The organism is Salmonella enterica subsp. enterica serovar Typhimurium str. LT2 (genome assembly GCF_000006945.2).
GTDB lineage: Bacteria > Pseudomonadota > Gammaproteobacteria > Enterobacterales > Enterobacteriaceae > Salmonella > Salmonella enterica.
The window spans coordinates 336,650-350,910 of the sequence record NC_003197.2 but is presented as its reverse complement, the minus strand read 5'-3'; the positions used below and the strand labels follow the sequence as shown (position 1 = coordinate 350,910).

The 14,261-nt window shown below is 45.8% G+C and carries 15 protein-coding genes and 13 other annotated features; of the genes, 2 read left to right on the top strand and 13 right to left on the bottom strand.

Annotated elements, in window-relative coordinates; all coding sequences use genetic code 11:
* Positions 1–291 precede the first annotated feature (291 nt).
* Positions 292–297: a ribosome-binding site (putative RBS for STM0306; RegulonDB:STMS1H000664), on the top strand.
* Positions 292–1,017 (top strand): homolog of sapA gene (locus STM0306; RefSeq protein ID NP_459304.1). Within the gene, positions 298–1,017 belong to an annotated coding region; the region does not span the whole gene. Its footprint overlaps the feature before it by 6 nt.
* A 3-nt stretch (positions 1,018–1,020) precedes the next feature.
* On the opposite strand, the gene STM0305 is transcribed toward STM0306, so the two are convergent.
* The 9 genes from STM0305 to STM0297 form a co-directional block, all read right to left on the bottom strand.
* The gene (locus tag STM0305; RefSeq protein NP_459303.1) for a putative cytoplasmic protein occupies positions 1,021–1,239 on the bottom strand. Within the gene, positions 1,021–1,236 belong to an annotated coding region; the region does not span the whole gene.
* Positions 1,234–1,239: a ribosome-binding site (putative RBS for STM0305; RegulonDB:STMS1H000663), on the bottom strand. (Overlaps the previous gene by 6 nt.)
* 113 nt (positions 1,240–1,352) lie before the next feature.
* Positions 1,353–2,305 (bottom strand): transcriptional regulator gene (gene sinR / locus STM0304; RefSeq protein NP_459302.1). Within the gene, positions 1,353–2,300 belong to an annotated coding region; the region does not span the whole gene.
* Positions 2,300–2,305: a ribosome-binding site (putative RBS for sinR; RegulonDB:STMS1H000662), on the bottom strand. It overlaps the preceding gene by 6 nt.
* Before the next feature lie 809 nt (positions 2,306–3,114).
* Positions 3,115–3,943, bottom strand: a protein-coding gene (gene ybeJ / locus STM0303) for a putative xylanase/chitin deacetylase (RefSeq protein ID NP_459301.1). Within the gene, positions 3,115–3,936 belong to an annotated coding region; the region does not span the whole gene.
* Positions 3,938–3,943, bottom strand: a ribosome-binding site (putative RBS for ybeJ; RegulonDB:STMS1H000661). (Overlaps the previous gene by 6 nt.)
* Before the next feature lie 398 nt (positions 3,944–4,341).
* The gene (gene safD, locus STM0302; protein ID NP_459300.1) for a putative fimbriae subunit occupies positions 4,342–4,819 on the bottom strand. Within the gene, positions 4,342–4,812 belong to an annotated coding region; the region does not span the whole gene.
* Positions 4,814–4,819 (bottom strand) — a ribosome-binding site (putative RBS for safD; RegulonDB:STMS1H000660). It overlaps the preceding gene by 6 nt.
* Positions 4,820–4,833: 14 nt before the next feature.
* Positions 4,834–7,351, bottom strand: a protein-coding gene (gene safC, locus STM0301; protein NP_459299.1) for a putative fimbriae usher. Within the gene, positions 4,834–7,344 belong to an annotated coding region; the region does not span the whole gene.
* Positions 7,346–7,351: a ribosome-binding site (putative RBS for safC; RegulonDB:STMS1H000659), on the bottom strand. It overlaps the preceding gene by 6 nt.
* A gap of 16 nt (positions 7,352–7,367) precedes the next feature.
* Positions 7,368–8,081 (bottom strand): putative fimbriae assembly chaparone, encoded by a 714-nt coding sequence (safB, locus tag STM0300; protein NP_459298.1) that lies wholly within the window; start codon positions 8,079–8,081, stop codon positions 7,368–7,370.
* A 107-nt stretch (positions 8,082–8,188) separates the two neighbouring features.
* The gene (gene safA, locus STM0299; RefSeq protein NP_459297.1) for a putative outer membrane protein occupies positions 8,189–8,704 on the bottom strand. Within the gene, positions 8,189–8,701 belong to an annotated coding region; the region does not span the whole gene.
* Positions 8,699–8,704 (bottom strand) — a ribosome-binding site (putative RBS for safA; RegulonDB:STMS1H000658). Its footprint overlaps the gene before it by 6 nt.
* A 746-nt stretch (positions 8,705–9,450) precedes the next feature.
* The gene (locus STM0298) for a putative integrase core domain protein (RefSeq protein NP_446755.1) occupies positions 9,451–9,736 on the bottom strand. Within the gene, positions 9,451–9,732 belong to an annotated coding region; the region does not span the whole gene.
* Positions 9,731–9,736, bottom strand: a ribosome-binding site (putative RBS for STM0298; RegulonDB:STMS1H000657). (Overlaps the previous gene by 6 nt.)
* Before the next feature lie 221 nt (positions 9,737–9,957).
* Positions 9,958–10,163, bottom strand: a protein-coding gene (locus tag STM0297) for a putative transposase (protein ID NP_446754.1). Within the gene, positions 9,958–10,155 belong to an annotated coding region; the region does not span the whole gene.
* Positions 10,158–10,163, bottom strand: a ribosome-binding site (putative RBS for STM0297; RegulonDB:STMS1H000656). Its footprint overlaps the gene before it by 6 nt.
* 44 nt (positions 10,164–10,207) lie before the next feature.
* Between STM0297 and STM0296 the strand changes: the two genes are divergently transcribed.
* A complete protein-coding gene (locus STM0296; RefSeq protein ID NP_446753.1) occupies positions 10,208–10,456 on the top strand; it encodes a putative cytoplasmic protein in 249 nt (82 codons plus the stop codon).
* Positions 10,457–10,557: 101 nt separating this feature from the next.
* On the opposite strand, the gene STM0295 is transcribed toward STM0296, so the two are convergent.
* From STM0295 to STM0292, 4 genes are all read right to left on the bottom strand, one after another.
* The gene (locus tag STM0295; protein NP_459293.1) for a putative cytoplasmic protein occupies positions 10,558–10,872 on the bottom strand. Within the gene, positions 10,558–10,866 belong to an annotated coding region; the region does not span the whole gene.
* Positions 10,867–10,872, bottom strand: a ribosome-binding site (putative RBS for STM0295; RegulonDB:STMS1H000655). Its footprint overlaps the gene before it by 6 nt.
* 762 nt (positions 10,873–11,634) lie before the next feature.
* The gene (locus STM0294) for a putative cytoplasmic protein (RefSeq protein NP_459292.1) occupies positions 11,635–12,076 on the bottom strand. Within the gene, positions 11,635–12,072 belong to an annotated coding region; the region does not span the whole gene.
* Positions 12,071–12,076 (bottom strand) — a ribosome-binding site (putative RBS for STM0294; RegulonDB:STMS1H000654). (Overlaps the previous gene by 6 nt.)
* Positions 12,077–12,634: 558 nt before the next feature.
* Positions 12,635–13,086 (bottom strand): putative cytoplasmic protein gene (locus STM0293; protein ID NP_459291.1). Within the gene, positions 12,635–13,081 belong to an annotated coding region; the region does not span the whole gene.
* Positions 13,075–13,823, bottom strand: a protein-coding gene (locus STM0292) for a putative RHS-family protein (protein NP_459290.1). Within the gene, positions 13,075–13,815 belong to an annotated coding region; the region does not span the whole gene. The genes STM0293 and STM0292 overlap by 12 nt, the downstream gene beginning before the upstream one ends.
* Positions 13,081–13,086, bottom strand: a ribosome-binding site (putative RBS for STM0293; RegulonDB:STMS1H000653). (Overlaps the previous gene by 6 nt.)
* Positions 13,818–13,823 (bottom strand) — a ribosome-binding site (putative RBS for STM0292; RegulonDB:STMS1H000652). (Lies within the gene STM0292.)
* Positions 13,824–14,261 lie beyond the last annotated feature (438 nt).

The following is a 14,261-nucleotide window of genomic DNA, read 5'->3' as shown; positions in this document are numbered from 1 at the left end:
TTATCCAGGTCGGGTACAAATTCATCTTCATCTTTTTCTTACAGCATCGCTCCATCTCACACTACCCGTTACATAACGTAGAAGTGAAACCGTACGTGGGGCAATTTGGCGAGGAGATGGATTTCCATACCGACGATTATCGTATTGTTATTTAAAATCTTCATCTCATTTTTTACCCGCTTACAGAAAACCCAGCGTTACAATAGACCGTTTTTTGGGCTTCGTTTATGTAATCGTTATATCACACCCTATACCGTGAAACTTGTCTTTTAGCCCAATATTAAGGCAGGTTCTGAAATGAAAAACTTTTTCGCAGTCTGCATCATTCCCCTTGTGGTAGCCTGGTCCGCTACTGCATCAGCAAAAGAAGGGATCTATATCACCGGGAAAGCGGGGACATCCGTAGTCAATGTCTATGGAATCAACTCAACCTTCAGCCAGGATGAGATAGTTAATGGTCATGCAACGTTACCTGACCGTACCAAAGGCGTTTTTGGCGGCGGGGTTGCTATCGGTTATGACTTTTATGATCCATTCCAGCTTCCAGTACGTTTAGAACTGGATACCACTTTCAGAGGTGAGACGGATGCTAAAGGCGGGCAGGATATTATTGCATTTGGTGATCCAGTACACATAAATGTAAAAAATCAGGTCCGAATGACCACTTACATGGTTAATGGCTATTATGATTTTCACAATAGTACGGCATTTACTCCCTATATCAGCGCAGGCGTTGGCCTCGCTCATGTGAAGCTAAGTAATAACACCATTCCTGTTGGTTTTGGTATTAATGAAACTCTGTCTGCTTCAAAAAATAACTTTGCCTGGGGCGCAGGTATCGGTGCAAAATATGCTGTAACAGATAATATTATGATTGACGCCAGTTATAAATACATTAATGCTGGCAAAGTAAGCATTTCAAAAAATCACTATGCTGGTGATGAACATACCGCTTATGATGCAGACACAAAGGCTGCCTCCAATGACTTCATGCTCGGCATTACTTACGCCTTTTAAACACTATCGGTAAAATAGCTGGTCCTGTGGGTTCCCGAAGGCGCAATGGAGGATATCAGTAATGAATACTCCTGCGCCTTCAGAAAATCTTTGAACAGGTGCAACCTGGCGCCATTTTTCAGTACACTGCAACGTTTCTGGTATGGGCTTAACTTCCGGCTGCCCAAAAACAGCCCCGTCCTGTTTCCGGGTATTATCATTTCCGTCAGTCGGCATCATGTTTTGTATTGGGCATCGTCAAAAGACGACTGGCTGACCAGTCGCATATCTCGATGCCTCAATTCAGTCATCATGTGGGTTTAAGTCAGGAACGTATCAAAACCATTCCAAACGGGTTAATCATCATTCAGAAAATCAATTTGTGGGCGATTATTCCATTTATCTTCAATAAAAGACAGAAAGCGTTGAAATAAAGGAGAATAATACTGACGATGACGCCATACAAGATAAATGGGGAGATCTGGAACCCTCCATTCAGGAAGTATAATTTCAAGTTCATTATTTTTTAAGTATTTGGTGGCAAGCCAGGCCGGAGTCATGAGGTTGATACCCTTTCCTTCTAAAACCAAATTAAGAACACTCAAAAGATTATTGGAAGATAAATGAACATTAACAGCGCCACTAATAGTGTATGATTCATCCTGACGGAAAAGAGTAAGAGGTCCGGAAAGACCATGGTTGTGAAGACCCACAATAATGTGATTTTCCAAATCGCCAGGGTGTGAGATCCTGCCATATTTTCTGATATATTTCGGACTCGCACAAAGAACCAACTTTAAAGGGCTTATCTTTCGATACACGAGATCCTCACTTTCGATTATGCCACTTTTAAAAACCAGCTCATCAAACTCCAGGGATTTACTAAAAAAATCGCTACGCTCTCGTGAATCCAGGTAGATTTTTGTATCCGGATAGCTAGCTGTAAATTCCCATATCCACTTATTGGCAAGAAACTCACAGACAATAGCCGGAGCCGAAAATTTTATACTCCCTCTGATAATTTTATCCGGATTTCGCAATTCATCCAGCAAGGACTGAAAGGAAGATGTTATCCTTTTCATGCTTGCATAGGCTGTCTGACCAGCTCCAGTCAGTTCTAAGTGATGTGAATCGCGCCGAAGTAAAGTAACCTCAATAGAATTCTCAAGGCGACTAAGCGATTTACTGACAGCAGAAATGCTAATATCTAATTCCCGCGCAGCCCGGGAAAGATTCCCTACTTCCGCCACTTTAATAAATATCATCCAGTCTCGCATACCACGATTATTGATCAGTTCCATCATTATCTTCCGTTGATAAAAGAAATTCTTATATCAAATGAGCTATCAACGACTTACTGATACGTCATTGTGTGCCTCAATGTCCTTGATATCATCTTAATAAAAAATCTATTGGCTGCAAAATAGCATCTGAATCGATCATGATTTTGCATCCATCTCCGGTTACTAATTGAACCTGTTTACCACTCAGTGTAAATACCCTATCTCAGACGTGATCGTCAAGGTTGTCGCCGAACCAGATACCAATAATAAAGTGGTTCATTGTCATGCGCCCGTTCTGCAAAGGCATTCTCCTTTTCTGTGACGCAGTCTGGAGCGCATTAATTGTATCGTTCACCTAACAAAGTATCCCGTGGAAACAAGCAAAACATCGCCAGATTATTCTTACTTGAGTCCCCCACCCGGCTCGACATTATTTGTGAAAGCGGAGGAAACAGAACAGACGGTTTAAATAAGACACTTACTCAAAACACAAACCTATGTGCAGGCTCCTCTCATTTCGTCACGTCGCTGATATCCAGCTTTACTGGCGCCAGGGGAAGATATCTGCGCAAGGCAATAATTCCGGCGCAACAACAACCACTCCCGCTGGGCCTCTGTACATTCAAAATCTCCCATAACCAAAAGCCAGCGGGTAGAAGCCCTGCGCCAGTGACCTGCTGCCTCCAGATTCTGCGCAACCGGGTCTATCACGGCCTCCGGTGTTATCTTATTTCTGCTCAAAATCAGCACCATCATTTGGGATATAGCCTACAACCCCTGCCCGCCGATGATGGGGGAGGATTCGGTATGCAGCACTTTCATCCTGGTCTCTGGCTCAGTCAGCTATCCGACGTGCCCCCTTATGCCGGGCCAGCAGCGAAGAAAATCCGGGCGTGGTGTGATAAAACAGACGACGTTTCAGCCAGCCCACATTCTTTCGCTCCTTTGCGTTGATACGACCAATACGCTGTGAACCGATGACTGGATTGTTCATACGCCTTTCTGTGGTATACAGGTATGTGAACCCCAACTCTTCAGCCACATGAATATAGTCAGAACAATACCAGCCCTCAGGCCAGCACAGATGCTGACTGCAATAACCCAGCATCTCCCTCATCCGCTTACGACTAAGAAGAATATCGACACGAAGCAAATCCGACGGATTACGGGACACAGGCTTCTGGTCCCAGCGTCGGTGGGTGTGCGTGTGCGAGTGAAACTCAACAAGGCCACTGAGGTGCATCTCCCGGACCTCTGACCAGCGCAGCATGACCTCATCAGCCCGGCCTTGTTTAACCAGCATTTGACACTCATCATGAGAGTACACCGGTTCGCCTGCAGGAATACGGACCGGTCCGTCACTGATCAAACTGGTCACAAGAAAGAGATGCGCATGCAGATTAAACTCCTGCAGCACCGGAAAAACCTGCAACCAGTTATCCAGCCAGCCGCCATCAAAGGTCAGCATGACGCTTTTACGAGGCAATCTTGCACCATGATAAAAAGCTTCCACCTCTGCAGCAGTAACGGTTTTCCAGCCAGATTCGGCCAGCCATTTCATCTGCGCCCGGAACGTACGGGGAGATAAGGTTATCTGTCCGGGTTTATCACTGACATGGTGATACATTAATACCGGTAAATGTCGTGCATAAGACATATGCTTTATTCCTTTATGTAAAAAATAAATTATTTTTACGCCTGAGGGGACAAGAAAAAGCCCCCTAAACATAAAATCTTAAATATCACATATGAATACCTGACAGATAAACAAACCTTATACCAGGGGCTTATAAAGCCCCGCTCACAAAAGAGTGAATCAAACAAATCCACAAAACAGAAATAATAAAGGCATCAGTGTCCGTTAAATTATTTTACGAAACATAATATTCCTCTCCCTACAAAAAAGATGAATTTCAGATTTTAAAATCAATCAGCAATTGATTTTTCTGCAATGAAGATTGCTAACCATATTTGCCTTGAGTAAATTTTCAATACATCCTCGAACCTGATATACAGTATTCGCCTTATTCACTGATACAGGAAGTATGAGTGGAACAGACGGCTACGTATCCTCCTGCGCCAATGCACAGGCCTTAAAATCCAGCGTCCAGGTGTCCGCAGGCACTTCCTGATTGCCATCAACGACCACACTGAAACTGGCGTTATCTGCAGCGGTTCTTAAAATGGCGCCACGACCACTCACCGTATCTGGTTGCCACCCCTCGCCCTCCAGGCGAACCTGAATGTGATGGCGAGGATCCTGTTGCCCGCTCAGCAGCAATACGGTAGGCGTGTTACCCGCCTTTTGCTCATCGCTCCATACCCGAAACCCGCTGTGACTGCCGTGATAAGTCACCCAGCCTTGCGCAAGCACCATCCCATCTGGCACGTGCCCAGCCCGAAAGTAAGTACCTACACGTAGCGTTGTCTGAAGTTTTTCTGCGGCGTTCGCTATCGGCACCAAGCTACTGGCAGCGACCAGTAAGCTTACGCTATAGATAACCGTTTTCACTCGCTGTATTTTCATCCACATTATTCTCTCCTTCAGAATCGGCTATCTGCAGAGACCGCTCATTTGATACAAGCCCGCGATTCCCTTGTGGGCAGGTAGGCGGTAGTTAACCCGACATTGCTGTGCTCCCCATTTCACCGTCAGTTCGCCCTTATCCGCCAAACCAGTGAGATAAACCTGGCTATCAGTATCCACCAGAGCAGCACTGCCATCCTGCCCATTGACTGTAACCTGCGCCCCGAAAGGAATGGCGCTACCATCTTCCCGTTTCAGCGTCATCAGTGCCCTGGCCCCGATGCGAGTGTGAAACTTCGCTTCCACCACCGCCCCTTCGGTTGGCACCACGCGCACATCGGTTTGTGTGACCTCTGCGTCATCCGGTAGTCGCGACGGATCGAGGCTGACTGTATTCTCCTGATAGACGTTCAGGTTGCCCACTGTGGTGTCGCCACGAAAATCCGTCTTAACGCCAGGCCAGCCGCCAACTGGCACCCCCGAGGCCCCTGGCGCTTCAACCAGCGCCACTGAGCCTTGCAAAGGTTGCCCCAGCGTCACACCATGATGGTGGATAACTATACCTCCCGCGATATTGACTCCCATCTGGCGCATCGCCCGGCTGTAGCTATAGTCACCACCTAACAGGCCGTAATCCCCATTCCATGCCAAGTGCAATGCGCTGTTATTACCACCACCTGGCGGGGCATCGGCACGGTAACTCTGACGCACCTCCCAATCCAGTTGCTGACTGAATGCCTCTCCGTTGACCCCCACTTGTTGCGTCTGACCACCGTGTGATGGTGAAGTCATCTGCCAACTAGCACTTACATTATTCCCCGTCCAGCGGCTTAATGGCATACTGAACCACAGGCTGGTTATGTTCTCTTTACGGTGCGCGCCATTGCGCCACAGCGTTCTGTTTTGATTCCAGTTCAATGACAGCGAGCCCCCTCCGATAGAGGTTCCCCAACTCAGTCCGTAGCTGTCATCATGACCGGGGCGATTACGCCAGTCGGTACGGGAACCGGTTAAACTCAGATTGCCCAAATGCCTCCCCCATGACTGACTCAACATCAGGGTAGTACGCGAGCTCGGCTGCAAATTTTCCCGCCACGACCATAGACGGTTGCCATTATGTCGATAACTGTCGAGCACATCGGATAGGGTGTTATAGCCCTGCGAGGCATACTGCCATCTCGTCAGAAAAAAATTTGTCCCCGTCGCAGTCAGCTGGTTGCTGTAACGCAGTCGCCAGGAGGCTCCTTGCTGTACCGCCTCCCCCTGACGCTGACTGTGTGTGTCGCTTCCATCGACAGATAAACTCCCCCACCGCCCGAGAGATCCCCCCAAACCAAGCAATGCAGCTTGATAGTGCGTTGCACTCTGTATACCGCCGTATGCAGTGAGATTCCACGGCAGACCATACATCAACGTAGCCTGCGCGATCTGCGCCTTATCCGTTGCAGAGTCTGACGATCGGTATCGGCCCGCCAACAGGCTGTACTTCAAATATCCCTGGTGCAGTGCTATCGCCGGGGTCTGATACGGCACCACAAACATTTGTGTACTGCCATCGGCCTCCCACACGGTGACATGCAGATCACCACTACTGTCTGTTACCGACAGATCCCGCAGTGCAAACGGTCCGGGCGCCACAGTGGTGTTGTAAATGGTGTAACCATTCTGTTTGACCTCCACCCGAGCCTGCGTGCGGGCAATCCCACGCACTACCGGAGCAAACTGCCGCTCACTGTAGGGCACCATGTTGTCATCCGATGCCAACATCACACCGGTAAATGGCACACTATCAAATATCTCCCCCTGCGAAGTCTTTTGCCCCAGAGTCAGACGACTTTTTAGTGAGTACAGTCCACGCTCAGCATAGGTATATGCTGCCTGCCACTTCCCCGACAGTTGACTACTCCGCTGCCAGCTGGTCGCATTGCGGACACGCCACGCACCTATATTGATTCCCGGTTGCAGTTGTACCCAGGAAGAGTTGTCACGCCCCACCATATCCATTTTGTAATCCGTCTGCGTTGTCCTCGCACTGTAGTTCATCAGAAACGCCGGAATACCATCATCCCAAAGATCTTCTGGAGCGATCCCCTTAAATTCCGGACGCAACGCCAACTGCGGAATACTCAGTTGCAGTTGCTGATTATTGATATCCAGTACCGCTTTAGCCTGTGGAATGGCGGTCAGATCCGCACACTCATCTGGGGGCTTTGCTGCTTTCCACAACTGAGGGTAATCTTCCGTTTTTACGCCGTAGCGTGAAAGCTGACTGACCGTCAAACAAGGAGCCAGAACAGGCGTTCCTTGCCCATCCTTTTCCAATTTGAACACCACATCACGGGTGTCGACACGTTTACCATTCACCATCACGTCCACGCGATAAGTCCCTGGCTGTTGTACCCCCTGGTTAAAGAGCGACATATCAACCCCTTTCGCTGCATCGCCCAACATTGATGCATCGAATGTGTAAGTGTGCGCATTTGCGCAATGAACCACTCCCGCGATGAACAGTAGCAAGGCAGGTTGTTTGAACTTCATTTTCTGCCGCTAAGCCCCTGGATTTATTTAAGAACGTAGTGGAACGGATGACTTTCACCACCAAAGTCTGTAATAACTCTCCACTCGATATCACCATGGGCACTACCTGGCATATTTAGTGTTTTGTCAGCAAAGGGGGGGACATACTCAAGCCCTGTAATGGGCTTTCCCCCTACTGTGACAGAGGCTAAATTCATGTAAAACGGGGTGGGGTTCTCCACCTTAAGTTTGTTGCCCGTCTCCACCCATCTTAAATTTCCTGCAACATCTTCCGGCGTCCCCTTCACGGCATCCGGGCGGAAAATCAGCTTATCACAGGCGTTGATGGACAAATTGAGGTCAAGGGTCGCGCCCTTAGCCTGTGTATCCGACGGTTCATTTTCGGGTGGTACCGCCTTTATACAGACCCACTGTAAAGTCTCACGATCCGTTGGCATGTCACCACCAGTACGGACAATACGCAGTTGACTCTGCTGGTTTGCTTCTAAACGAAATAGAGGCGGCATCACCAAAAAGGGAGCAGGCGAACTTTTGTCTGCTGCTTTGACTGAAGACTGAACCAAAATAGGGTAATTCTGCGGGTTGCTCACCGAGAGCGTCGCTCCAGCCGTACCAGCGTGATAAATCACTCGTGTAGCCCCCAGCTTCACGCTGAATAATTTAGTGGCTGAATTTAATTGCTGGTTGACGGCATATACTGAAACCATAGAATTAGTGGCGAACAAAGCTACCGCCATTACAGCAAAATTAACTATTTTCATATCAAAAATTGTAAAAGAAAAATAGATGATTTGATGTGTATTGCGCCTTAAACAAGGCACAATACACTAATAGTTGTTTACTATTAAGGTTGATATCCCACTACGTCTAAAGTTATTGGGTACGTGTCAGCTGTGACATTCTGCGCCGGTCCTGTCAGGACAATATCAAGTGTGTCATTGCTATTAAAGGTCATCCAGTTCACCCCATTCCATTTTTCCGTGCTATCAGATCTTCTAAGACTGTCACTTGATAAGCCCACACCGATCTCTTTACCAGTATTTTTACCAGCTACACGCCATGCAGTGCCAGTACTGTCTACCACGTTGTTAGAAATCCCCCTGACCCCGAATTCTTTAAGAGTAGTAGAATTAACTACAAGCTTCGCAATTTTCGCGCTAGGAGCATTTTTCCCAGCCTTTAAGCCCGACACTGGAATAAGCGATACGGTTAAATCTTGGGGAGAGGAAAACACAATATCCACTGATTTTTGTTGCTCTGAGTTCGGCAAAAATGAGCCAGCATAACAACTAGCAGCCATCATGCTCAACGCACTTGCGATAATCAATTTTTTTATGCTTTTCATTTGAATAACCACCTTTTTTAAACCAAATTAAAATAATCCAGCACATCCAGAATACATAACGCCATACCAAATCTTACCGTATGTAAAAAATCCGTGGCTGGTAATAACAGCTTGTACTTATTGGTATTTGTTACCAATTCAAATAAGTAATGTCATAAAAATCTATATATCAGAGCACCTCTTAATCTGAAAAAAATTGCGTTATTGCCAATATAAACAGTGTTGATGTTAACATCGTGTTGTCAGGGTGGAATAGAATGCCAGTCAAAAAGCAATTATACCTTCCATTTACATTCAAGTGATAACATTACCATGACACCTACTACACTGGGTGTGGGAAACTTATCTTCGAAGAGAGGATAATTATCAGGCATCGTTGCAACATTGTTTATATTTAAACATACATCTCCTAACTCGACGGTAAAATTATTAGTTAACTTTTCCTCGCAGGGAAGATCTTTAATGGAAAATCTTGTTTTCCGAAACGGAAAAGCAATTATAACGCTCCAACGAGAGTCTCAACACTAAGAGCTGACTGACACAGGCCAGACTGATTATACAGGCATGAAAAAGCTCTCCCCTTCCTTTCAGTTCTTGCTGGATTATGCAAACGTCGCACAACCTCCCCGTGAACATGGCACATTAATTTGAAGCAGCTCTCATCCGGTATCGCTTTTCAGTGCAGCGAAATTCATCGCAGGTGCCCCTGTAAATAGACCCGTTTTAGTTCCATGCATTTTTAAGATTCCGGCCAGATAACGTTATTGGCGGTATTCCTTCGGTATCATATTGTTCCGCGATTCATGTGGACGTTCGCAGTTATATTCTGATAACCCTTTATCCGTAATTTCCCACACCTCATTCAGCGTTCTGAACAGATAAGAATTGAGTATTTCTGTACGGTATGTCCGGTTAAAGCGCGTGATGAAAACGTTTTTCTTCGGCTTACCCGGCTGGATAAACGCCAGCTTTACTGCATGTTTCTTTGCCCATTCAGCCAGTGCCAGCGAGATAAATTCCGGTCCCTTATCCATACGCAGCATGGCCAGATAACCGCGGTTGCTGTAATCCTGTCGAGTACACGGACCACTCGCAGAGCTGGCAGATTCAGATCGATTTCAATCGACAACGCTTCACGATTACAGTCATCAACAACATTGAACGTGCGAAAACGACGCCCACAGACCAGCTCTGGTTCAGCGCTTCCGGCGTGACCAGTGGCGAGGGATTGCGTACCGGCAGCCGTTGTTTACCCTTACGGCGAAAATTCAGCTTGAGCAGACAGTAAATACGGTGGAGCCTTTTGTGATTCCACGCGTATCCCTGCCGCCGTATCCAGACCTCCAGTTGTCCCTGGTGGCTTCAGAAATACCGGCCTCCCGGTAGACATCTTTAACAGTCCGTCCGGATTCGACTGATCTAATCACAGCGATGATCTGGTGCGCAGTAATACGGGCTTTACGCATAGCGATCTCCTGCGTTGGCAGATTGATTATGTCGGATGATCTCTAAATGTGAATGGCTCGATTATGCGGGATACTTACATACTCACGCGTTGAGAGACTTTCAGTTCGTTTGTACGGTGAATGGATGCCGCAGGCGGGGTTTATTAACGGGATGCCCGTCAAGGTGCGGGTAATGAGGGATTGCATCGTGATCACGCCGCAGCATACCCACGGACTCTTTGGCTGTATTGAAGGGATGGGCGTAACCCGCATTAATAAACGGAGTGCAGAACAGTGGTTAAAAACATTTCCGGGGCGCTGAACAATACCGGAGATATTCCGGTGATTAAACGCAAAAGAACGGAACAGGAGTTAATGAGTAATTGATAATAAAAAGCCGGGAAAAGATAACCCCTCCGGCTTTTACACATTATTCATCCGGTTCCAGATGTTTTGTTTCAATCCTTTTGGTTTTATTTCTGGATGTTTTTCATATAATGGATTCATTATTTTAATAAGCATTTCACCCATGATAAAACCAACCGTTTCTCGATATACATTAAATTCATCCTCATCACAACGGGACTGAACAACAGCAACAGATTCATCAAGCTCCTTACCGAATCTCAACATTAAATCACTAATTAATATAGCTGTATCCTTATCGTTAACCATACTTATTCCTGTAGTAAAAACATCAACAGCATTGATTTTATTTGCATTCGTTAACACAATTCCAGCAAGCAAATCCGTTACTTTTTGTAGGTAAAGGCATAAATGAGCATTCACTAACGCAATTATTTTCAACCATTTTTCATCTTAATAACTTGCCAGAATCACCTCTATCAGCACCACAAGTAATAAGGCCAAGAGGATCACTATCTGTAATAGGATTCAGCGGAGAATGATATCGGTTCCATCCCCCTTTCAGCCCTATTGGATCCTGACTGACGAACCAGCCACACTCCGGTACATAATATCTGAACAGATTTTAATGCAGGCCCGTTTCATCGTCAAAATACGGCCCCGGCAGCCGGCTGCTCATCACCGGCCGGGGCTGGCCGGGGAGAGGGAGGCGCGGTGCCAGGATGTCGCGCCCATACTCACTCACCCTGAGCTCCACAATCAGCCAGCATCCGGCGGATAAATAAGAATTTATTTAGTCAGCAAATATGAATGCCTCCGGCGTCAGCGTCCGCCATATCAACAGCGAAACCTGCATGACCGCCTGTTACTCACAAATCCCCAGCCAGCACCTTAAGGGTGACTGGCAGGAAGAAGCGGGATTTGAGACCGGGCACGGCGTCACCGTGAAGATCTCCGAGGGGTGTTTGATCCTGATTGCAGAGACGGACGAAGTGAGGGATCTACGGAAGGAGCTTTATCAGGTGAAAAAGTCGATGAAGCATATTAAGGCGGGGGTAAATAATGTGGTGAACGGGGATTAAATAATAAAATCCGGGAAGACAAAAGATCTTTCCCGGCTTTTTATTTTCATTTTCAGGCAATTTCAAGCCGTTTTTTGATATCAAAACCCCCTTTAGGAGATAATTTAGGAAGTGTTTTCCACTCACTTTCTGAAATGAGAAAATCATTTCCGTAACAGTCTTTCTTTTTACAGGAATCACCTATTCCAAGTGCAAAATAGATACCATCTAAATTTTTTGGATTGTAATTAACCTGATGACCAATAATTCTCCAGTCACTTCCATTTTCTAATTTCTTATCAAATAAAGAATATGTATCCACTATAATTGGTTCAATAATTCGCCTTGCATTACTAATTTCTAACTCTGTTATTCCAGGGGGTTTTTTAATTATATCAAATAATTCAGAAAGATGTCCGACAGTCATTAGTGTTATAATTCGCCCAAAACAATATCTATCTTCATCTAATTTAAAACAAAATATGTCTCCGGGCTTCACAAAACGCAGCATTGTTCTCGACTTCTTATCACAGCCCCAAAATTCTTAATCACTCATCCGCATTTTCCTCCACCGGAACCAACTCCCTTACTATTTTAAGAGTCTTTAAATGCTTGTGCGCTGGGATCTGTTCGCCCATGATCAAATGAATTATATTTATTCTCTCTATTTGTTGAGGGAATTTTTTCACCTATGGTTCCGGTTCTGGTTTTATATTTCTCTATATAATATTTCTCGTAACCTCTGACTTTCCATTAGATTACATTTTCATCAAATGGCAGCATCCTTCCATTTTCTTTTGATAACCTGCCAGTGCTTTAATGCTCGGCCCTTCGTCAAACCATATCATTAGTAATACCAATGTAATAAGGTTTATTTGCTCCAGGAGCAAATAACCATAAACCCTATAACCTGTCGCATCAACTGGATTCAGGTCTAGCGGATCTATCCCGGTTAATGGGTTATGCTATCTTCCTGACCTCAGAATTGCTGTTTCCCCTGCCAGACAATCGCGCCATCTTCGGCTAGTAACGCCTAAATATGGGCAACTATATCGCTAAAGAGCACTCGCGCTTTACTTAATGGTTGAGCATACAATCAAATCACCATGATCATTTTCACATATAAGCCAAGATAGTTCATGATCTGCAACATAATATTCAAAATATCTGCAATTTTCTATAATTTCAGGCAGGGAGTTAAGAGGAACGTTATATACATATATTTGCTCATTATCTTCATCAGCAATCAAAAATATATGTTTGTTGATTACATTGCTTTCATTGAGTTGTTTACTTACTATTTGTGATATGTTTTTATATCCAGAATTATCGGTATAAGAAAAGACATATTGTCTATGTTTTAATGATAACCACCAGGTTCTAGGATTACCATTAACATATATCTCTTTTATCTCAGAAACGATTTGTTCGGGTTTATCGACACGATAATCATGAATACCGAGATTTTTAATCGCATTCTCCAGTTCGATTCTAAGTTCAGACATATTTGAATTTAACATTTATCATCTCCCTTAGAGTCAGAGCGATGCGGATGTTGTGGGCCATCATAAGTAATATTACCTCTATTAGCTCCTCCGGAACCTCTTTTTCCTGCGGATTGCCAACCAACATGTGGTTTATCATGCCCTGCTGTCACATCCATATCTGCATGAGGTGCATCATAAGCAACTTTAGCCCCATTTGGACCTTTAAACTCAACAACAGTACCAGTTTTGGGATCGACTTTCGAGAAAGTGACATCCTCAGGGTTTGTCATACCCGCATTTTCAAATCCGGTTCTCCTTGCCGCATCAAAATTAGATTGATGCTCCAGGATAGCAAGTCCTAAAGGATCGATCCATCTAATCGGATTAGGCGCATACTGGTAAAGATTCAGCCCCCCCGCCAGCCCAATCGGATCCTGACTGACGAACCGTCCACACTCCGGTGCATAATATCTGAACAGATTGTAATGCAGCCCTGTCTCGTCGTCAAAATACTGCCCCGGCAGCCGCAGCGGCTGGTGAAAGTACGCCCCGCTGTTGCTGATGTCCGCCGCATTTTCTCCAAACCCCTTGATATACCCCGCCCACACCAGCGTTCCGTCCGCCGCCGTCACCTCCTGCGGCGTGCCCGTCACGTCCGTGTGGTAATACCACACCTGCCTGCTTTCTCCCTTTCCCGTCACGCTCGCCACCGGCGTGTACGGCTGTTCCGCATCGTACAGATATGTCCGCCAGCCCTGCTGCTGCACGTTCTCCTGCAACAGCCTGAACCCCTCCCACACAAAGTCCGTCCGGCTCCGCGCCGTATGGCCCGTGTGCCGCCCGTACGTCGCCTTGCTCACCCGCCTGCCCAGCGCATCGTACCGGTAGCGCGTCTCCGGATTGATGGGGGTTAGATAATAAAACAGCCGGGAAGAGTTAACTTCTTACCCGGCCAACTATTATTTAATACTTATCATAAAATCATCAAATATATCCAGAAGTTCATCAAATGTAGAAAATTCGTTTCTCTTGTTTAATTTATATAAACCAGTATCCACATCCATTACTTCTGACATACAGCTTAGGTCATCCCATACAGTAAATCTTGATATATACCGGTCATCTTCAAAATCTATAATAATACTGTAAGATAAATCATTTTCATTATGAATTACCGTATAATCAGTATGTTTGCTCACCCACAATTTAAATT